Below are 19,534 nucleotides of genomic sequence, written 5' to 3'. Positions count from 1 at the left end.
CTGTTCGGCCCTGCCGCCCCGCTGTTTTCCTGTGACCGACGCCCGGCCCCACCACCTCTACGTCGTCGAAGACGACGTCGCCCTGCGCGACATGCTGGCCACCTACCTGGAGCGCCAAGGCATGGCCGTGACCGCCATGGCCAGCGCGGAAGAACTGCTCAAGCGCATGGACCGTTTGCGTCCTGACTTGGTCGTGCTGGACATCAACCTGCCGGGCCTCAGCGGCCTGCAGGCCTGCCAGCAGCTGCGCGCCCAGGGCGACCGCCTGCCCATCATCTTGCTCACGGCGCAAAGCGACGAGATCGACCGCGTGCTGGGCCTGGAGATGGGTGCCGACGACTACCTGGGCAAGCCGTTCAGCGCGCGCGAGCTGCTGGCGCGCATCCGCGCCGTGCTGCGCCGCGTGGGCACCGCGCCCGGCCTGCCGGTGCCCGGCGCCGCCCCCGTGGCGCTGGGCGACCTGCGCTTCGACCCGGCCAGCCGCACCCTGCAGGGTCCCGACGGCGCGCGCGTGCTCAGCACGGTGGAGTTTGCACTGCTGGCCGAGCTGGTGGCCAGCCCGCACGTGCCCTTGAGCCGTGAGCGCTTGCTGGCGGCCACGCACCAGCGCGCCGACAGCGTGGCCGAGCGCACCATCGACGTGGCCGTCATGCGCTTGCGCAAGCTGGTGGAGCCCGACCCTGCCATGCCGCGATTTATTCAAACCGTGCGCGGCCACGGCTACATGTTCGTGCCGGGCGGCAGCGCGTGAGCCGCACGCTGCAGGCCTGGTGGCGCCGGCTCGTCGTGCGGCTGCTCGGCGCGCCGGGCACCACGGTGCGCCGTTTGGCCCTGGGCGTGCTGGGCATTGGCCTGCTGGCCCTGGTGTTGCAGGGCCTCGCGCCCCTCGTTTGGCTGGGGCGCGACAAGGGCGGCCCGGTGCACGGCCTGGCCCGGGAGGTGCAAACCGTGGCGCTGGCCCTGTCGGCGGTGCCCGCTGAAGACCGTCCCGCGCTGGCCGCTCGGTTGCAAGAGGCTGGGGTGCTGCTCACCCGCCTGCCGGCCAGCGTCTCTCCGTCGACCGACGAGGTCAGCGAGCGCGATCCTTGGTTCAACCCGGTGCAGCGTTGGCTCGGGCCCGACTACCGCGTGCGCCTGCTGCGTGGCGAGGGGCCGCCGCGCTTGCTGGTGACCTTGCCGCCGATGGACGGCGAGCAGTGGCAGCTCGAACGCCGGTTCGACGACCGGCCCGGCCCGCCGCGGGTGGGGGCGTCGGCCGACCCTGGGAGCGGCCCCCGCCCAGCGCCGCCCGAGGGGGGCGGGGCCTTGGGTCGCGGCATCGGCACGCCGCCCTTCTTCGTCCCCTGGGGCAGTGTGCTGTGGCTGGTGGCCCTGGCGGCGGTGCTGTTCGCCGTGCAGGCGGTGGCCGTGCGCGCCGTCGCGCGCCCCTTGCAAGACCTGGCCGAGCAGTTGGACCGCCAGCACCCGCTGACCGATGCCGAGGTGCAGCCCTTGCGCGTGGACCCCGGCGCCGGCCAGGAACTGCACCAGTTCGTCGACCGCTTCAACCGCCTGGCCGAAAGGGTGCAGGCCGCGCAGCGCGAGCGCCGCGCGCTGTTGGCCGGCGTGAGCCACGACCTGCGCACGCCCTTGGCCCGCCTGCGCCTGCGCGTGGAAACGCAGCTGGAAGGGCCGGTGGTGGCCAGCCTGGAGGCCGACCTCACGGCCATCGAACACGTCGTCAACCAGTTCCTGGCCTACGTCCAGGGCGAGGCGGCCCCGCGCTTGGGCGAGCCCCAGCCCTTGGCGGCCACCGTGGCACGGGTGGTGGCGCAGGCCCGGCAGGCAGGGCAGGCGTTGCAGGCCCCGCAGCTGCCGCAAGTGCCGGCGGCGCGCCCCTGCCTCTTGCCCGAGCGGGCGGTGGAGCGGGTGCTGAGCAACCTCATCGACAACGCGCTGGCTTACGGCCGCCCCCCCGTGGGCGTGGCCGTCAGCGTGGCCGACGACGGCACCTGGGCCCTGCGCGTCAGCGACGGCGGCCCTGGCATGACGGCCGAGCAGTTCGCGGCGGCTTGCCAGCCCTTCGTGCGCTTGGACAGCACGCGGTCCGACTTGGGCCATTGCGGCCTGGGCCTGGCCATCGTGGCGCAGATGGCGCGGCAATTGAACGCCGAGCTGGCTTGCGTGCCGGCGCGGCCGGGGCAGCCCTTCGCCATCGAGTTGCGCGGCCGTCAGTAGATCGGCGGTCGGCTCAGCTCGTCGAACAGTTCCAGGTAGATCCGGTAGCGGCTGGCCGCGATCTGGCCGCCTTCCACCGCGGCGCGCACAGCGCAGGACGGCTCTTGCCGGTGCGTGCAATTCGCAAAGCGGCAGCGCGTGGCCGGCTCGGCGAAGTCGAGCATCAGCGACGCCAATCGCATGGGCTCGATGTGCTGGATGCCAAAGGTCTGGAATCCCGGCGAATCCATCCACGCGCCGCTGCCGATCGGTCCAGCAGTCAGGCTGTACCACTGCGTGTGCGTGGTGGTGTGCCGGCCGCTGTTCAGCGCCACGCTGATCTCGCCCACCTGCGCCTGCGCGTCGGGCACCAACAGGTTGGTCAGCGTGCTCTTGCCCGTGCCGCTGGGGCCCAGCACCAGGGTGGTTTTGCCCGCCAGCCAGGGCGCCAGCGTGCCCAAGCTGACGGCCGCATCGGCCTTCAGGGCCAGCTCCATCACTTGCACGCCCATGGTGGTGTAGGGCGCCAAGCGCTCTCGCGCCGCTGCCACGCCGGGGAGGTCGGTTTTGTTCAGGGCGATGCGCGTTTCGATGCCGGCCTCGGCGGCGGCCAGCAGCGCGCGGCTGAGCAGGCTTTCGCTGAACACCGGCTCCACGGCCACCAGCACCAGCAGCTGGTCGACGTTGGCGGCGAAGCTCTTGCTGCGCCATTCGTCCTGCCGGTAGAGCAGGTTGCGCCGGGGCTCTAGGCCTTCGATCACGCCCTCGCCAGGGCTGGTGGGCAGCCAGCGCACGCGGTCGCCCACCACGCAGTCGCTCTTCTTGCCGCGCGGCACGCACTGCAGGCGTTGACCGTCGTCGGTTTGCACCAGGTAGTGCCGGCCGTGGCCGCGCACCACCAAGCCGGTGTCCAGCGCCGCGCCCTCGCGCGCCGCTTGCTGCGCCTTGCGCCCCTTGTTCAAGGCGCCGCCTCGGGCAGGTGGCTCACCTGCGCGGCGCAAATCACGTCGTTCAGCGTCACCTGGTGGCCGGCGCTGTGGGTGCTGAAGCGCACCTCGGCCTGCCGGTAGCTCAGGGCCAGGTCGGGGTGGTGGTCGTGCATCTCGGCCACCTCGGCCACGGCGTTGGCGAAGTCCATGACCTCGCGGAAGTTGTCGAAGCCGAAGCGGCCCACCAGGGCGCCGTTCTCCAGGGCCCAGCCCGGCAACTCGGCCAGGTAGAAGTCGCGCTCCTCGGCGCTCAGGGCCGGGGCGTGGGCCGTGCAGCGGGCGGTCAGCAGGTTCAGGGCTTCGGTCATGGCGGGGCTCGTCAGGCGGCTTGCGGGGTGGCTGGGGTTTGGGCGCGAATGGCGGCGAGGCGCTCCACGGCGGGCGGGTGGCTGTAGGTCCAGCGCACCACCAGGGGGTCGGGCGTCAGGGTGCTGGCGTTGTCCTCGTGCAGCTTCAGCAGCGCGCGGGCCAGGGCCTTTCCGTCGCTGTGCTGGCAGGCGTAGGCGTCGGCCTCGAACTCGTGCTTGCGGCTGCCCGCGCTCATCCAGGGGCCCAGCGGGTAGGCCAGCACCGGCACCGCCATCAGAAAGAGCAGCAGGGCCAAGGCCTCGTTGCCGCCGTCCAGGTTGGGGCGCACGCCCAGGCCGGTGTAGAAGCCCGGCTGCTGCGCCAGCCAGCCCAGCAGCGCAAAGCCCAGCAGCGACACCACGGCGAACAGGGCCAAGCGCTTGGGGATGTGGCGGCACTTGAAGTGGCCCAGCTCGTGCGCCAGCACGGCCTCGATTTCGTCGGGGGCCAGGCGCTGCATCAGGGTGTCGAACAGCACCACGCGCTTGGACGCGCCCAGGCCGGTGAAGTAGGCATTGCCGTGGCTGCTGCGGCGGCTGCCGTCCATCACGAAGAGGCCCGAGGCCTGGAAGCCGGCGCGCGCGAACAGCGCCTTCACGCGCGCGGCCAGGCCTTCGTCCTTCAGCGGCTCGAAGCGGTTGAACAGCGGGGCGATCACCAGCGGGTACAGCAGCATCACCAGCAACTGGAAGCCGATCCACAGCGCCCAGGCCCACAGCCACCACTGCGCACCCGCGCCCTTCATCAGCGCCAGCACGGCCCACAGCAGCGGGCCGCCCAGCAGCAGGCCCACGCCGATGCCCTTGACCCAATCGGCCCAGAACAGGCCCGGCGTGGTGCGGTTGAAGCCGTGCGCCGCCTCCACGCGGAAGGTGCCGATCCACTCCAGCGGCAGGTCCAGCAGCATGCCGATGAAGGCAAAGGCCCCCACCAACACCAGGGGGCGGGCGTAGCCGCCCCAGGTGTCGGCCGCGACTTGGGCGTTGACCCATTGGTTCAGCGCCTCCAGCCCGCCCATCAGGGTCCAGCCGATCAGCAGCACGGTGCTCACCATCAGCGACACCGCCCCGAGGCGCGCTTTGGCCAGCGTGTAGTCGGCCGCCTTCTGGTGGGCTTCCAGCGTCACTTGGCCGGCAAAGTCGGCCGGCACCGCATCGCGGTGGCGGGCCACGTGCCGCACCTGGCGGGTCAGCAGCCACAGGCGCAGGCTGGTGGTGACCAGCACGGCCAGGGCAAACACAAGGGCCACGACAGGGGCAGACAAAGGGGCAGTCAACACGGGCAAGTTCGCAGGAAAGGGCGGTCGAAAAGTGTAGGCGGGCACAATTCCGGCCATTCATTCCCACCCGAGAACCCCCATGAGCGCCACGCTGGAACGCAACGACAACAACCTGGTCTGGATCGACTGCGAGATGACCGGCCTGGAGCCCAAGACCGACCGCATCATCGAAGTCGCCGTGGTCGTCACCAGCCCCGACCTGAGCGTGCGCGTCGAAGGCCCGGTGTTCGCCATCCACCAGAGCGACGAGACCTTGGACAAGATGGACGCCTGGAACAAGGGCACCCACGGCAAGAGCGGCCTGATCGACCGCGTGAAGGCCAGCACCGTGGACGAAGCCGCCGCCGCGGCCGCCACCATCGCCTTCCTGGAGCAGTACGTGGGCAAGGGCAAGAGCCCCATGTGCGGCAACTCCGTCTGCCAAGACCGCCGTTTCCTGGTCGAGACCATGCCCACGCTGGAAGCCTTCTTCCACTACCGCAACCTCGACGTGTCCACCCTGAAAGAGCTGGCTCGCCGCTGGAAGCCGGTCGCGATGGACGGCTTCAAGAAGGCCCAGGCGCACACCGCGCTGGCCGACATCCACGAAAGCATCGACGAGCTGGCGCACTACCGCGAGCAGTTCTTGAACTTGGCTTGAACCTGGCTTGAGCGCCCCCTTCGCCGCCTTCGACTTCCCGCGCCACCCCTTGGCGCGCGAGGACGGCGAGCGCGTGCGGGGCCAGTGGGCCACGCCGCCCGACGCTTGGCTGTGCGCACGCAGCGCGGACGAGTTGGCCAGGGTGCTGAACCAGGCCCACGCCGAGGCCCAATCCGGGGCCTGGGTGCTGGGCGGCCTGCGCTACGAGGCCGGCCCGGCGCTGGACCCGCGCTTGAGCGCGCCACCCGCCGAAGGCTGGCTGGCCGCCTTCGCCGTGTACCGCCGCGCGCCCGAGCCTTGGTCGCCCGTCGCGCACGAGGGCGTGCGCAGCGACGCTTGGGTGCAGGCCTTGCACGACGAGGCGCAAGACGCCGCCGCCATCGAGCGGGTGCGCGACTACATCCGCGCCGGCGACTGCTACCAGGTCAACCTCACCACGCGCCTGGCCAGCCGCCTCGCGCCGGGCGTGCCGCTGGCCGCGCTGTTCCACGGCCTGCACGCGGCGCAGCCCGGGGGCTTTTCGCTGTTCCTGGCCGAGATGGCGGGAGAGGGCGGGGTGGCCAGCGTGTCGCCCGAGCTGTTCTTCGACTGGCGCCCGCTGCCCGACCACCCGGCCACCTGGCTGCTGGCCGCCCAGCCCATGAAGGGCACGGCGGCGCGGGGCACTGACCGTGCCAGCGACGAGGCCGCCCAGGCCCACCTGCGCACCAGCGACAAGGAGCGGGCCGAGAACCTGATGATCGTGGACCTGCTGCGCAACGACCTGGGCCGCGTGGCCCGCGTCGGCAGCGTGCGCGTGCCGCGCCTCTTTGAACTGCACGAGCTGCCCACGGTCTGGCAGATGACCAGCACGGTCACAGCCGTCACGCCGCCGCAGCGCACGCTGGCCGAGGTGTTCGCCGCTCTGTTCCCCTGCGGCAGCGTCACCGGCGCGCCCAAGCGCCGGGCGATGGAGGTCATCGCCGAGTTGGAAGGTGCACCGCGCGGTTGGTACTGCGGCGCCCTGGGCCTGATCCAGCCCGGCGGGGCCGCCACCTTCAACGTGCCCATCCGCACCGTGGAGGTGCCCGCCGACGGGGCCTTGCGCGCCGGCGTGGGCAGCGGGATCACCCTGGACGCCGAGCCCGCGCCCGAGCTGGCCGAATGGCGCGCCAAGACGCGCTTCCTGGCCCGCGCGCAGGCGCCCATCGCCGCGCTGGAAACCCTGCGCCTGGACGGCGGGGCCTACCCGATGCGCGCCGCGCATTTGGCCCGGCTGGCCGCCACGGCCCGCCACTTCGGCCTGCGCCACCGGGCGGCCGATGTGCAGCAAGCCCTGGAGGCCGTCGCCAGCGCCCATCCGAAAGGCGCCTGGCGCGTGCGCCTGACCCTGGCCGCCGACGGCCACGCCGCCACCCAGGTGCAGCCGCTGACCGAGCCGCCTTCCAGCGTGGTGCTGAGCTTGGCGCAGCAGCCCATGCCCACGCGCGGTCCGCTGGCCGAGTTCATCCAGCACAAGACCACGCGCCGCGAGGTCTACGAGGCCCAAGCCGCCACCAAGCCGCCCGAGGCCTGGGACCTGGTCTTGTTCAACGAAGCCGGCGAGCTGACCGAAGGCACCTTCGGCAACCTCGCGCTGCGGCTGGACGGCCGCTGGCTCACCCCGCGGCGCGAAGCCGGCCTGCTGCCCGGCGTGGGCCGGGCGCACTGGCTGGCGCAGGGCCGCATCGCCGAGGCCCGGCTGACCCTCGACGACCTGGCCCGGGCCGAGGGCCTGGCCTGGTTCAACGCCCTGCGCGGCTGGCTACCGGCGCTGCTCTTGGAGTGATTCCAGCGCCAGCAGCAGGCTGGTGCGGTGCTCGCGCGCCACGTCCTGCCAGCGCAGGCCGGTCAGCGCGCCTTCCAGCGCCCACAGCAAGTTCAGGCTGGCGCGCGGGTGCAGCGCCTTGACCCGCGCGTAGGCCGCCACGGCGCCGAGGCGGCGCAGCGCCTGCACGGAGTCGATGCCGGCATCGGCCAGCATCTGGCGCGAGACGGGGCCGAGGTTGGGCAGGGCGTCGGGGCGGGGCATCACCGGGCTTGAATTGGGGCGAGGGCGACCCATGTGCGACTCACCCTTCGACGAGATTCCACCATGGCCCTGACCGTGTTGATGCTCTTGGGCCTGGCGGTGGTGGCCTTCCTCGTTGGCCAGCCGCTGTGGCGCTCGCACCGCCGCTGGCGCCTGCGCCAGCAACCGTTTCCGCTGGCCTGGCGCCGCATCCTGCGTCGCCGCGTGCCGCAGGTGGCGCGCCTGCCGGCCGATTTGCAGCTGCGCCTCAAGGGCCTGATGCAGGTCTTCTTGGCCGAGAAGGCCTTCATCGGCTGCGGCGGCCTGGTGGTGACCGACGAGATGCGCGTGACCGTGGCCGCGCAGGCCTGCTTGCCGCTGCTGGGCCACACACGGGGCTATTACCCCAAGCTCACCCAGGTGCTGCTGTACCCCGGCGCCTTCGTGGTCAACCGGCCGTTCAACGCCCCTGGCGGCGTGGTGCAAGACCAGCGCCGCGCGCTGCTCGGCGAAAGCTGGGGCGAGGGGCAGGTGATCCTCTCGTGGGCCGACGTGGTGCATGGTGCCGCCGTGCCCGACGACGGCCGCAACGTGGTCGTGCACGAATTCGCCCACCAGCTCGACCAAGTCAAAGGCGTCGCCAATGGCGCGCCGTGGATGCCGGTTCGGCGCGACCGCGAGCACTGGGCGGCGGTCATGGGCCAGGCCTATGCCGAGTTGCGCCAGACCCTGGCGCGCGGCGAGGTGCCCGCCCTGCTGGACCCCTACGGCGCCACCGACCCCGCCGAATTCTTCGCGGTGGCCTCGGAGGTGTTCTTCGAGCAAGGCGCCGCCTTGCAAGCGCAGCACCCGCCGCTTTACAGGGCCCTGGCGACGTATTACGGTTGCGACAGCGCCGCGTGGTTGTGACGATTAGTTACCCACATCGCCAAGAAAATCACTGAGCGGCGCGAATTTATCGCCTAACGCTTCCCACGGGCGGCGTCAACAGGCGCATGCTCAAGTCGCGCTGGCGGATGCACGGTCGCGGACCCTGGGCCCCAGCAGCAGGAGTCGATCATGGAAACGCCCAGCCTGCCCCTCGCGCCCCCCGCGGACTCGCCGGGATGCGTTTTGTTCGTGGACGACGAGGCCCCCATCCTGAGCGCCGTGCGGCGCCTGCTTCGCCCCCTCGGGCACCGGGTGCTGCTGGCCGAAAGCGGTGCGGCGGCCTTGGAGCTCCTGGCCGCCGAGGAGGTGGACCTGGTGGTGTCCGACATGCGCATGCCGCACATGGACGGGGCCCAGTTTCTGGAGCAAGTGCGGCAGCGCTGGCCCCGCGTGCAGCGGATGCTGCTCACGGGCTACGCCGACATCGGCTCCACCATCGCGGCCATCAACCGCGGCGAGATCCACCGCTACATCGCCAAGCCTTGGGACGACCAGGACCTGCTGCTGGCCGTGCGCGAAGGCCTGTCGCGCCGCCGGCTGGAGCAAGAGAACCAGCGCCTGACCGCGCTGACCCAGGCGCAGAACGCGGAGCTGGCCAAGGCCAATGCCGACTTGGAAGCGCGGGTCAAGGCGCGCACGGCCGAGATCGAGCAAGTCAACGGCATGCTCGAGCAGGCCTATGCGCAGCTCGAAGACAACTTCTTGCTGTCGATGGACGTGTTCGCCGGCCTGCTGGAGCTGCGCCAGGTGGGCGCCGCCGGCTACAGCCGCCAAGTGGCCACGCTGGCGCGCTCCATCGCCGAGACCCTGAAGCTGCCTGCGCGCGACGTGCAAGACGTCTACGTCGCTGGCCTGCTGCACGAGATTGGCAAGATCAGCCTGCCCGACGGCATGCTGAACAAGCCCTTCTCGGCGCTGACCAGCGAGGAGCAGGTGCGCTACCGCCGCCACGCCTTGGCGGCCGAGTCGGCCCTGATGCCCTTGGCCTCCTTGCAGCGGGTGGCGCGCTTGGTGCGCATGCAGCAAGAGCGCTTCGACGGCAATGGCTTCCCCGACGGCTTGGCCGGCGACGACCTGCCGATGACGGCGCAGATCCTGGCCCTGGCCTCGGAGTTCCGCGCCTTGGCCGAAGGACGCTTGAGCGTGCGCCGCCCCACCGAGAAGGAAGCGGTCCAGGTCATCGTCGGCCTGGCCGGCTCGCACTTCAGCCACGCCGTGGTGCAGGCCTTCAAAGACGTGCTGGCGCGCGAGGCGGCGCGCAACAACGACCGGCTGATCGAGGCCAGCGCCTTGCGGGTGGGCATGGTGCTGGCGCGCGACCTGCTCAGCCCCAAGGGCAGCCTGCTGCTGGCGGCGGGTTTCCGCTTCGACCCGCGCGTCGTGCGTCAGATTCACGAGTTCATCCGGCGCGAAGGGGGCAAGCTCACGCTGTACGTCCGCGCCGACGAACCCGGCACCGAGGCCGAGGCCTCGTCCGAGCCCGAAACCATCGCTTGAAGGAGATCGCCATGGACACGCTGCGACTGCTCTTGGTGGACGACGAGCCCCACATCCTCAGTGCCTTGGCGCGCCAGTTGCGCTTCCACTACCGCCAGGACCCCCGCGCCATCGTCATCGACATGGAGAGCGACCCCACCCGGGCCCTGGCCTTGATCGAGGAGCGGGCGTACGCCGTGGTCATCTCCGACTACCGCATGCCCGACCTCACCGGCGTGGAGGTCTTGACCTACATGCGCAGCACCCAGCCGCAGTGCACGCGCCTGATGCTGTCGGGCCAGGTGGACCAAGACGGCCTGACCAAGGCCATCAACTCCGCGCAAGTGCACCGCTTCCTGGCCAAACCCTGGACGGAAGGGGCCCTGGTCGATGCCGTCGAGTCGGCCCTGGCCCAGCACCACGCCGCGCGCGTCGAAGTTGAATTGCTGGACCGCGCGCGCAGCGATCAGGGCGAGATCAGCCCGCAGGAGCTGGAACGCCGCCGCCTGGAACGCCTGGAACCCGGCCTCACCCGCGTCGAGTTCGACCGCGACGGCGCCTACGTCCTGGCGCCCTGACCATGCCGGCCACCGTCCACCCCTGGCCGATCCAGGCCAACGCAACCCCCGCGCCGCGGCCCAGCGCCGACGGCCTGGCGGCGTTCGCCCGGGTGCTGGACGCGGTCAGTGCGCCCACCCTGGTGCACGCAGGGGGCAACCTGCTCTTGGCCAACGGCGCCATGCAGCGCCTGCTGGGCTATTCCTTGGCCGAATTGCAGGCCATGCCCTTCGATGCCTGGGCCGAGCCCGAGCAGCGCGTGGGCCTGCGTGCCTACGGGCTCAAGGCCTTGGAGTCGGCGGAAGAACTGCCGGTGTTGGAGGTGCGCGTCACCACCGGCAGCGGCGCCAGCCGCACCTTGGAGTTGACGGCGCGCCGCCTGGAAGAAGCGGGGGCGGTTTGGGTCTTGATGACGGCCCAGGACCTGAGCGACATGCACTTCGTGCAGCAGAGCCTGATGGACGTCAGCCAGATGCTGCACCAGATCGTCGAGAACGACCCGGTCCCCACCTTCGTGATCGACGCCAGCCACCGCGTGACGCACTGGAATGCGGCCTGTGCCCGGCTGACCGGCTGCCAGGGCTACGCGATGGTCGGTGCCGCCGAGGCCTGGAAGGCCTTCTTTCCGGCGGCCCGCCCGCTGCTGGCCGACCTGGTCGTCGACGGCTCGGCCGATTCCAAAGGCCTCGCGATTTACGGCGACGCCCTGCGGCCCTCGCCCCTGACGCAGCAGGCCTGGGAGGTCGAGGCCTTCGTGCCCCAACTGGGGCGCTGGGTGCACGCCACGGCCGCGCCCTTGCTGGACAGCGACGGCCGGGTCGTCGGCGCCATCCAAACCCTGCAAGACGTGAGCGACCGCCGCGAGGCCGCGGAAGCCCTGACGCGGCACCGCAACGAGTTGGAAGAAACCGTGGCCCAGCGCACCGCCGAGCTGCTGATCTCCAACCACGACCTGGACGCCTTCATGGAGAACGCGCCGGTGGGCGTCGCGGCGACCGAGGGCACGCGCATCGGCCGGCACAACCGCATGTTCGCCCGCATGTTCCAAATCCCCGAGGGCGAGGGCGCGGGCCTGCGCAGCCGCGAGCTGTTCTTCAGCGACGCCGAGTACGGCGCGTTCTTCGAGATGGCCCGCGGCGAGCTGGAGAGTGGCCGCATGTTTTCGCACGAGACGCGCATGCGCACCTTGCAGGGAGAGAGCCTGTGGGTGCAGGCCATCGCCTACGTGGTGGAGGCGGCCGATGGCAGCCCGCGCGTGTGGTGGTTGCTGCAGGACCGCTCCGACGTGATGCGCGCCCAGCGCGACCTGGTCGAGAACAACCGCGCACTGCAAGAAACCAACGACCGCTTGGCCGAGGCGCAGGGGCAGTTGTTGCAGTCGGAAAAGATGGCCTCCATCGGCCAATTGGCCGCCGGCGTGGCGCACGAGATCAACAACCCCATCGGTTTCGTCAACAGCAACTTGGGCTCGATGCGCCGCTACGTGGAAGGCATGTTGGCCCTGCTGCAGGCCTACGAACGCGGCGCCGACACGGCCGAGCTCCAGCCCCTGAGGAAGGCGGCCGATTTGGACTACGTGGCGGAAGACCTGCCCGTCCTGCTCAAGGAGAGCGAAGACGGCCTCAACCGCGTCAAGAAGATCGTCCAGGACTTGAAGGATTTCAGCCGCGTGGACCACTCCGAGTGGCAGGACGCCGACTTGAACGCCGGCCTGGAAAGCACGCTCAACGTGGTGATGAACGAGGTCAAGTACAAGGCGCGCGTGGTGCGCGAGTACGGCACCCTGCCGCCCGTGCGCTGCCTGGCGGGCCAGTTGAACCAGGTGTTCATGAACCTCATCGTCAACGCCGCACATGCCATCGAAAAGGACGGCGTGATCACGCTGCGCACAGGCACCGACGACCTGGGTAGCGAGCGCTTTGCTTGGGTTGAGGTGCAGGACAACGGCTGCGGCATGCCGCCCGAGGTGCAACGGCGCATTTTTGAGCCCTTCTTCACCACCAAGCCGGTCGGTCAGGGCACCGGGCTGGGCCTGTCCCTGTCCTTCTCGATCGTCAAGAAGCACGCGGGCAACATCGAGCTGGACTCGGCGCCGGGCGCGGGCACGCGCTTCCGGGTGTGGGTGCCGCTGCGCGGCCCCAAGACCGACGCGGCCTGAGGGCCGGAGCCGCCTCGGTGCGGGGCCGGTGCGTCAGCGCTTCAGGCCAAAGCAAGTCAATCGGGGGCGGCCAGCGTGGCGCTGCGGGCGCGCAGCTCGTTCTCGGTGCATCGCGTCAGGTCACCGAGAAAGACCAGCAGGCCGGGTTGGTGCTCCCACTCCACGCACACGGCGCTGAAAGCCAGCCACCGCACGGCCCCCGACTCGGCCACCAAGCCGACGGGCTGCTCGCTGACGAAGTGGCTGTCCTTGCCTTGGTCCAGCAAGCCCTGGCAAGCCTTGCGCAGGGTTCGGGCATCGGCTTCCGGCACCATCGAAAACAGGCGATCGACGGCGCGACCGCCGAGGTGCGCGCCGATCAGCCGGTCGGCCTTGGGATTGGCAAACACGATGCAGCCGTCCTGCACGACGAGGATGCCCTCTTGCGCGTGCGTCACCAACGCGCGGTGCAACTCTTCCGAGCGCCGCAGCGCGTGGTCCAGGCCCATGCGCTCGGTGAGGTCGGTGAACACGCCGATGACCGCCGGGCGACCGTCCCACACGATGGCCTCCATGCTGGCCTCGGTCCAGACCACCTTGCCGTCTTTGCGCAACGCGCGGAAGCGGTGGTAGCGCGGCGCCGCTTGCTGCTTCAAATGCTGGCGGATCCAGGCGGCCGTGGCCGGGATGTCGCCCACGTAGGTGGTCTGCTCGAAGGTCTTGCCCAGCAACTCCTCCGCAGCGTAGCCCGTCAGCCGGCAAGCCTTGGAGTTGCACAACACGATGCGGCCGTCTTGGTAGATGCACACGGCCTCGGACACGTGCTCGACCACGTTGCGGTAGCGCGCTTGCTCGGCCTGCATCGCCGCTTGGGCGTCTTGCATCGCCCGGTAGGCGTGGGCGTTGTTGATGCCGATGGCGCCGAAGGCGCACAGGGTGCGGAAGATGTGCCGTTGCGCGTCGCCATAGGCCTGCTCGTCGGGCGACTGGACCGAGAGCACGCCCATCACCTTCGCGCCCACCACCAATGGACCGAAGAGCGCCGAATGCATGGACTGCGTGCCGGGCATGTGCTGCGCGTCCTGCGTGCCGCGCGGCACGTTCAGCACCACCTCCACGCAGTCGCGCGCGCAACGCGCCACGTTGGAGCCCGGGTCGTGCCAGTCCACCCGTCGCGCGGGCAGGGGCTGCCCCGCTTCGTCGCCCAGGCGCAGGCTCAGGCCGGCGCCGTCGGGCTCGCGCCACCACAGCATGAAGGAGGTCGCATCGAGCAGCGATCCGGCCTCGCGGCGCAGGGCCTGGAAGACGCCATCGAGGTCGAGGTTGCCGGTCAGGTTCAGCCCGATCGTGGCGATGTGCTCCAGCAAATCGGCGTCCGGTGCCAACGAGGGGGCCGGCGCGGGAAGGGCAGTGTTCATGGCAACGAGCTCCTTGGCGCGGACGCAAGCCTAAGGACGGCGGCGGGCGCTGTCTGCCAATTCGTTCACGGTCGCGACAAAAGCCGCAGGCGCGGCAGGGAGATCGTGATGTCTTGGCGAACTCGAAAACTTATTCGCGCCGATCTGCGCACAAGGTCACTGCCCAGCGGTCGCGGCGTGGAGAAGAATGGGGCCGTGCATGACGCCGAGCCAGCCCGGGCAAAGCGCGCGTTGGTGGACCCTCACAGGAGCTTGGCATGACCCCTTTGCGCGTCTTGCTTGTCGACGACGAACCCCACATCTTGCAAGCCTTGCACCGGCAAATCCGGCATCACTTTCGCGATGCCTCGATCCCGGTGGAGGTGGACCTGGAGTCCGACCCGGTGGCCGCCGTGCAGCGCATTCAGACGCAGGCCTACGCCGTGGTGGTGTCCGACTACCGCATGCCCGGTCTCAACGGGGCCGACGTTTTGGCCGAGCTCCGCTGCCTGCAGCCGCACTGCGCGCGCATCATGCTTTCAGGCCAGGTGGACCGCGACGGCCTGGCGGCGGCCATCAACGCGGCGCAGGTGCAGCGCTTCTTGATGAAGCCCTGGAACGACGCGGAGTTGATCCTGGCGCTGGAGGCTGGATTGGCCCATTACCTGGGCGAAACGGCGCAGGCCGAGGCCCTGGCCCGCGCCGACTTCCACCCCGGCGAGACCTCGGGCAGCGAGCCCCCCGCGGCCGCCTGACGCGCGACCCTGCGCCGTCCTGCCATGGCCGTCGCCCCCTTTCCCCAGCCGGCCTCGGACCCTTTCGCGCTGCTGGACGCCAGCAGCGCGCCCACCCTGGTGTGCGACGCCCAGGGCCTGCGCTTCGCCAACACCGCTTTGCGCCAACTGCTGGGGCGCGAGGCCCCGGCCGGCACGCCGCTGGCCGGCCTGGACTGGTGGGTGGGCGAGGGCGGCCAGGCCCTTCAGGCTTACCTGGCGCAAGCCTGGGCCGGGGAAGCGGACACGAGTGGGGTCGAACTGCGCCTGCATGGCGCCGACGGCAGGGCGCGGGCGTTTGAGTTCAGCGCCCGGCCCTGGGCCGTCGGGCGTGATCGCGTGCTGGTGCTGACCGGGCGCGACCTGCAAGACATCCATACCAGCCAAGAAACCTTGCTGGAGCTCAGCCAGCTGCTGCACCAGATCATGGAGAACGACCCGGTGCCGGCCTTCGTGCTCGACGAGCGCGGCCGCGTCAGCTACTGGAACGCGGCCTGCGAGCGGCTCACGGGCGTGCCCTCGCGCGACATGATGGGGGCCACCGAGGCCTGGCGCGCCTTCTACGAGGCACCGCGCCCCTTGCTGGCCGACTTGGTGATGGACGGTCGCGTCGATCGCGTCGGGCTGGAGATTTACGGGACCGGGCTCAAACGATCGGCCTCCGACCCCCGGGCTTGGCAGTTCGAAGGCTACTTTCCCAACTTGGGTGGAAGGGGGCGATGGCTGCAAGTGACGGCGGCGCCCCTGCAAGACGAAGGCGGGCGTGTCGTCGGCGCGATCGAAACCCTGCAAGACGTGAGCGACCGCCGCATCGCCGAGGACGAGGTGCGCCGCCATCGCGCCGAGCTCGAGGACATGGTGGCCGCGCGCACGGCCGAGCTGCTGGTCACCCACCACGAACTGGACGCCTTCATGGCCAATGCGCCGGTGGGCATCGTGGCCAGCCGCGGTGGGCGCATCACCCGCGCCAACCGCACCTTCCACCACATGTTCGGCCTGGACGAGGGCGGCCCCGGCGGGCTCGGCGCCCGCCGCTTCTTCTTCAGCCGCGCCGAGTACCGCGACTTTTTGCGAACCGCCCGTGCCGCGCTGCGCGACGGCGACTCCTTCACCCACGAGGTGCACCTGCGCTGCGCCGATGGCAGCAGCCTGTGGGTGCAGTGCATTGCTTACCTGTCGGACGCGATCGACGGCGTGCCCCAGGTCTGGTGGCTGCTGCAAGACCGCACCGGTGTGATGCGGGCCCAGCGCGAGTTGGTCGGCAACTACCGCGCGCTCAAGGAGGTCAATCAGCGCCTGGCCGAGGCCCAGAACCAGCTCATCCAGTCGGAAAAGATGGCCTCGCTGGGACAGTTGGCCGCGGGCTTGGCGCACGAGATCAACAACCCCTTGGGCTTCGTTTGCAGCAACCTCGTGTCCATGCGCCGCTACGCCCTCGGCCTCATCGCCCTGGTGCGGGGCCACGAGCAAGGCGCTGCCCCGCAAGAGCTGGCGCGCCTTCGCCACGCCGCCGACGTGGACTACGTGCTGCAAGACCTGCCGCAATTGCTGGACCAAAGCGACGAGGGGCTGGCGCGGGTCAAGAAGATCATCCTGGACCTCAAGGACTTCAGCCGCGTCGACCAATCCGACTGGCAGGACGCCGACCTCAACGCCGGCCTGGACAGCACGCTGAACATGGCCATGCACGAGCTCAAGTACAAGGCCCGCGTGGTGAAGGCCTACGGCGAGATCCCGCGCGTGCATTGCCTGGCCGGTCAGTTGAACCAGGTGTTCATGAACCTCGTCGTCAACGCGGCCCAGGCCATCGAGCAAGACGGCGAGATCGTGGTGCGCACCGGCGTGGGCGCCCACGAGGGCGTGGATGGGGTGTGGGTCGAGGTGCAAGACAACGGCATGGGCATGACGCCCGAGGTGCAGCGCCGCGTGTTCGAACCTTTCTTCACCACCAAGCCCGTGGGGCAAGGCACGGGCCTGGGCCTGTCGCTGTCGTTCTCGATCATCAAGAAGCACGAGGGCCATATCGAGCTCGACTCCACGCCCGGCGTGGGCACGCGCTTCCGGGTGTGGGTGCCGGTGGCCGGGCCGCAGGGCGCCGGCCGCCCGCTGCACTAAGGTCGCGGGGCCAGCAGGCCCTTGCCCTTGTTGCCCTGGCGGTAACGCTCGCTCAAGGTCAGCAGCGCTTGGGGGTCTTGGGGCAGTCGGGCCTGCCACCAGGCCCAGGCGTCCTGGATCAGGCGCTCGCGGGTCAGCGCCTGGGTCACGGGGCTGGGCATGCAGGCCAGGGCGCGGGGCATGGCGTGCAGCGCCGCTTGCGCATCGTCGGCTTCCATCTGCCACATGGCCTCCACCTGTCGTGCGCGGGCGTCCCAGGCCGGGGAGCGCCCGCTGTGGGCCCGCACCATGGACAGCACCGTCAGCGCACCCATAACGTCGTTCGGGCCGAGGGCCCACATGCGCTCGGCCGCGCGTTCACAGGCCGCCAGCAGCGCGGGGTCGCGGGACCGGCTGCAGGCCTGTGTCATGGCCAGGGCCTGCGAAGGCAAGGCCTCTGCGGAGTAGACGCCCACGGCCCAGGTCTGGTGCATCACGGCCACGAAGCCGCCGCCATGGGGCGGTGCCGTGGCGTCCAGGCGCCGGAAGGCTTCCGGGAGACCGTTGTCGTTGCGCGTGGCCTGGGCCACGCGCGCGAGCAGTTCCTCAATCGGCAGCTTCTCGTGCGTCTGGGCGGCCCAAATCGCCGCCAAGTTCTGCGGCTCCGTGTCCCGCCACAGCAGGCCCAAGCGGGCCGGCCCGTCCTTGCGGTGGGCCAGGGCCAAGGCCAACGGGTCGCGCGTGGACTCGGCCAGCGCGTGCAGGGCGCTGAAGTCGTGGGGGGGCACCAACGTGGCGCGCCACCAAAGTCCCACCGCCTGGCTGGCCACGTCGCCCTTGGCCTGCAGCACTTGCTGCGCGCGCTGCGTCAAGAGGTCGGCCATTCGGCGGGAGTCATCTTCCGAGGGCATCCAGGCGGCCATCAACAGCGGGTGCAAGTCCGGGCTGGCTTGCAGGCTCTCCCGCAAAGGCTGCAGGGCCGCGCACCACTGCCGGTCGTAGGCCAACCAGTCGGCGTCGCTCATGCGGGTCTTGAGCTTCGGCTTGGGCGGGATCGCGGCTCGGGTGGCTTGCTCGGCGGCGGCCAGCAAGGTCCACGCCGTGGGTGCTGATGCGCTCGGTACGGAGGGCGATGCGGTGGCGGGTCGGGCGGGCGCGCTGACAGTTTCGCCCTGGGGCGCAGGAGGGCGATCGCTCAGCATCCAGCCCAGTCCGGCGCCGGCCAACAACAGCAGGGCCCCCCACGCCCAGCGTTGTCGAGCGAACAGGTTGAAGCGTCGGTGGGTCATGGCGATTGGCGGGCGCTGTAGGGCGTCAGAGGCGCGACTTGGACGGCTCGGGATCGATCAGGCTCCGACCCTGCCGCCCGGCCCGGAAGCGCGCCGCCAGGGCCGCCGTCGCCCCGGGCTGCGCACTGAGGTGGCGCTGGACCGTGGCCCATTCCCCCTGCACCCGGCTCTCCACCATCGCGCGCTGCAGGGAGGGCGCAGGCAGGCAAGCGATGCGCTTGGGGGTCTCGTCCATCGTGCGCTGCGCCTCGTCGGCCTGCCACTGGAAGCTCGCCTCCACTTGTTGCGCGCGCTCGTCCCACGCGGTGGAGCGCTGGGCGGGGCGGTCACGCACCATCTTCAGGGCCTCTGAGGCCAGCAGCACGCTGTCGGGTCCTAAGTTCCAGATGCGCTGGGCGGCCTGCTCGCACAAGGCAGCGCGGTCCGGTGCAACCGAGCCTTGGCAGGGTCGCGAGAGCGACCGGGCCCAGGGAACGGCCACGGCCGCCTGGCGTCCTGTGGCGGCCACCTGCGCCGTCCATTCAGAGGGGCCGCCGCGGATGGGCGGTGGCACGCCGAGCAGGAGTGCCATCGCGTCGTCCAGGTAAGTCTCGTGCCGTCCTGCCTGGGCGATGCGCTGCAAGAACACTTCGGGTGCCAGCTTCTCGTCGCCCCGCGCCAGCAGCAATGGGGCCAGGTTGTCGGGCTCCAGTTCGCGCCACAGGGCACGCGCCAGTTGCGCCGACGCTGGGTCGCGCAAGGTCTGCGCAGCCAAGGCCACGACCATGGGGTCGCGGGTGCTTTGCGCCAGCGCCAGCAGCGCGGCACCCGGGGCGGGCTCCGCCGAACCGCTGCGCGCGCTGTGCGCCCACAGTGCCACGGCACGGCTGCGTGCGTGGTCCTTGGTCAGGAGCGCTTGCTCGGTCCGCTGCGCGAGCAGTTCGTGCATCAAGTCCTGCTGGTCCTTGGACAGTTCGAAGCGCTCGGGGTCTTCCATGGCCACGCGCACCGAGTCGAGCCAGCTGCCGCCTCCTTGCAGACGCTCGCGCACCGGGGCCATGGCCGCGCACCATTGGCGGTCGAAGGCTTGCCAGTCGGCCTCGCTCATTTCGGGCTTGACCTGGGGCATGGCGGGTGGTTCGCCGCTTTGCGCGCTTTGCGCGCTTTGCGCCGCGGCCAGCAGCCCCCAAGGGTCGCCGCCAGAGGCGTTCGGTGCAGGCGCGCTGGCGCTGACTGTCGGCACGGGCCAGGGCGCCGTCTGCCCATGGGAAGGGACTTGTGGCGCCAAGCCCCACCACCCTAGCAGCCCCGCCCCGCTCAGCAGGGCGATCCACAGGAAGGCAAGGCGGCGACGGGGCATCGGATCGTTCCGCTGGCGTAGCGGCGCAGGCAGGGCGGGGCGCGCATCCTAGGGCGCGCC

17 protein-coding genes are annotated in these 19,534 nt (G+C 70.6%); 10 read left to right on the top strand and 7 right to left on the bottom strand.

Annotated features, from left to right (window positions below; genetic code table 11):
* Positions 1–31: 31 nt before the first annotated feature.
* Together EOD73_RS15420 and EOD73_RS15415 are read left to right on the top strand one after the other, a co-directional pair.
* Positions 32–751, top strand: a complete 720-nt coding sequence (locus tag EOD73_RS15420; RefSeq protein WP_259370334.1) for a response regulator — start codon at positions 32–34, stop codon at positions 749–751.
* A complete protein-coding gene (locus EOD73_RS15415; protein ID WP_127683933.1) occupies positions 748–2,217 on the top strand; it encodes a sensor histidine kinase in 1,470 nt (489 codons plus the stop codon). Before EOD73_RS15420 ends, EOD73_RS15415 begins: the two co-directional genes overlap by 4 nt.
* On the opposite strand, the gene rsgA is transcribed toward EOD73_RS15415, so the two are convergent.
* From rsgA to EOD73_RS15400, 3 genes are read right to left on the bottom strand one after another with little or no spacing between them, the layout of a single operon-like run.
* Positions 2,211–3,158 carry a ribosome small subunit-dependent GTPase A gene (gene rsgA, locus EOD73_RS15410; protein WP_240660742.1) on the bottom strand — a complete coding sequence of 316 codons (948 nt, stop codon included), beginning with the start codon at positions 3,156–3,158 and terminating at the stop codon, positions 2,211–2,213. The two genes, EOD73_RS15415 and rsgA, sit on opposite strands and share 7 nt — an antisense overlap.
* Positions 3,155–3,493 carry a 4a-hydroxytetrahydrobiopterin dehydratase gene (locus EOD73_RS15405; protein ID WP_205702487.1) on the bottom strand — a complete coding sequence of 113 codons (339 nt, stop codon included), beginning with the start codon at positions 3,491–3,493 and terminating at the stop codon, positions 3,155–3,157. Before EOD73_RS15405 ends, rsgA begins: the two co-directional genes overlap by 4 nt.
* A gap of 11 nt (positions 3,494–3,504) precedes the next feature.
* A complete protein-coding gene (locus tag EOD73_RS15400; protein WP_205702486.1) occupies positions 3,505–4,797 on the bottom strand; it encodes a M48 family metallopeptidase in 1,293 nt (430 codons plus the stop codon).
* 94 nt (positions 4,798–4,891) lie between these two features.
* Between EOD73_RS15400 and orn the strand changes: the two genes are divergently transcribed.
* Positions 4,892–5,452 (top strand): oligoribonuclease, encoded by a 561-nt coding sequence (orn, locus tag EOD73_RS15395; RefSeq protein WP_127683931.1) that lies wholly within the window; start codon positions 4,892–4,894, stop codon positions 5,450–5,452.
* 7 nt (positions 5,453–5,459) lie between these two features.
* Positions 5,460–7,259, top strand: coding sequence for a chorismate-binding protein (locus tag EOD73_RS15390; RefSeq protein WP_240660741.1), 1,800 nt, complete (start codon positions 5,460–5,462; stop codon positions 7,257–7,259).
* On the opposite strand, the gene EOD73_RS15385 is transcribed toward EOD73_RS15390, so the two are convergent.
* Complete coding sequence (locus EOD73_RS15385; RefSeq protein WP_127683930.1) at positions 7,236–7,502, bottom strand: TfoX/Sxy family protein; 267 nt, start codon at positions 7,500–7,502, stop codon at positions 7,236–7,238. The genes EOD73_RS15390 and EOD73_RS15385 overlap by 24 nt on opposite strands.
* A gap of 63 nt (positions 7,503–7,565) precedes the next feature.
* Between EOD73_RS15385 and EOD73_RS15380 the strand changes: the two genes are divergently transcribed.
* The 4 genes from EOD73_RS15380 to EOD73_RS15365 all read left to right on the top strand — a co-directional run bounded on the left by EOD73_RS15380 (position 7,566) and on the right by EOD73_RS15365 (position 12,603).
* Positions 7,566–8,390 (top strand): M90 family metallopeptidase, encoded by an 825-nt coding sequence (locus EOD73_RS15380; RefSeq protein WP_127683929.1) that lies wholly within the window; start codon positions 7,566–7,568, stop codon positions 8,388–8,390.
* Between the two features lie 150 nt (positions 8,391–8,540).
* Complete coding sequence (nosR, locus tag EOD73_RS15375) at positions 8,541–9,908, top strand: response regulator c-di-GMP phosphodiesterase, NosR family (protein WP_127683928.1); 1,368 nt, start codon at positions 8,541–8,543, stop codon at positions 9,906–9,908.
* Between the two features lie 11 nt (positions 9,909–9,919).
* Positions 9,920–10,465, top strand: coding sequence for a response regulator (locus EOD73_RS15370; RefSeq protein ID WP_127683927.1), 546 nt, complete (start codon positions 9,920–9,922; stop codon positions 10,463–10,465).
* A gap of 2 nt (positions 10,466–10,467) precedes the next feature.
* Positions 10,468–12,603, top strand: coding sequence for a PAS domain S-box protein (locus EOD73_RS15365; RefSeq protein ID WP_127683926.1), 2,136 nt, complete (start codon positions 10,468–10,470; stop codon positions 12,601–12,603).
* Between the two features lie 56 nt (positions 12,604–12,659).
* Here the strand turns inward: EOD73_RS15365 and EOD73_RS15360 are convergent, their stop codons facing one another.
* Positions 12,660–14,000 carry a PAS domain S-box protein gene (locus tag EOD73_RS15360; RefSeq protein WP_127683925.1) on the bottom strand — a complete coding sequence of 447 codons (1,341 nt, stop codon included), beginning with the start codon at positions 13,998–14,000 and terminating at the stop codon, positions 12,660–12,662.
* Between the two features lie 257 nt (positions 14,001–14,257).
* Between EOD73_RS15360 and EOD73_RS15355 the strand changes: the two genes are divergently transcribed.
* Entirely contained in the window at positions 14,258–14,734 is a 477-nt protein-coding gene (locus tag EOD73_RS15355; protein ID WP_127683924.1) for a response regulator, read from the top strand.
* A gap of 24 nt (positions 14,735–14,758) precedes the next feature.
* On the top strand, positions 14,759–16,867 hold the full coding sequence (locus tag EOD73_RS15350) for a PAS domain-containing protein (protein WP_127683923.1): 2,109 nt from the start codon (positions 14,759–14,761) through the stop codon (positions 16,865–16,867).
* Here EOD73_RS15350 and EOD73_RS15345 read toward each other — a convergent pair.
* On the bottom strand, positions 16,864–18,135 hold the full coding sequence (locus tag EOD73_RS15345) for a hypothetical protein (protein ID WP_127683922.1): 1,272 nt from the start codon (positions 18,133–18,135) through the stop codon (positions 16,864–16,866). The two genes, EOD73_RS15350 and EOD73_RS15345, sit on opposite strands and share 4 nt — an antisense overlap.
* A 25-nt stretch (positions 18,136–18,160) precedes the next feature.
* Positions 18,161–19,474 (bottom strand): hypothetical protein, encoded by a 1,314-nt coding sequence (locus EOD73_RS15340; protein WP_127683921.1) that lies wholly within the window; start codon positions 19,472–19,474, stop codon positions 18,161–18,163.
* Positions 19,475–19,534: the final 60 nt, after the last annotated feature.

Origin of the sequence: Inhella crocodyli, assembly GCF_004004565.1 — a bacterium.
GTDB lineage: Bacteria > Pseudomonadota > Gammaproteobacteria > Burkholderiales > Burkholderiaceae_C > Inhella > Inhella crocodyli.
The sequence above is the reverse complement of the archived record's forward strand: the minus strand, read 5'-3'. Positions and strand labels throughout refer to the sequence as shown.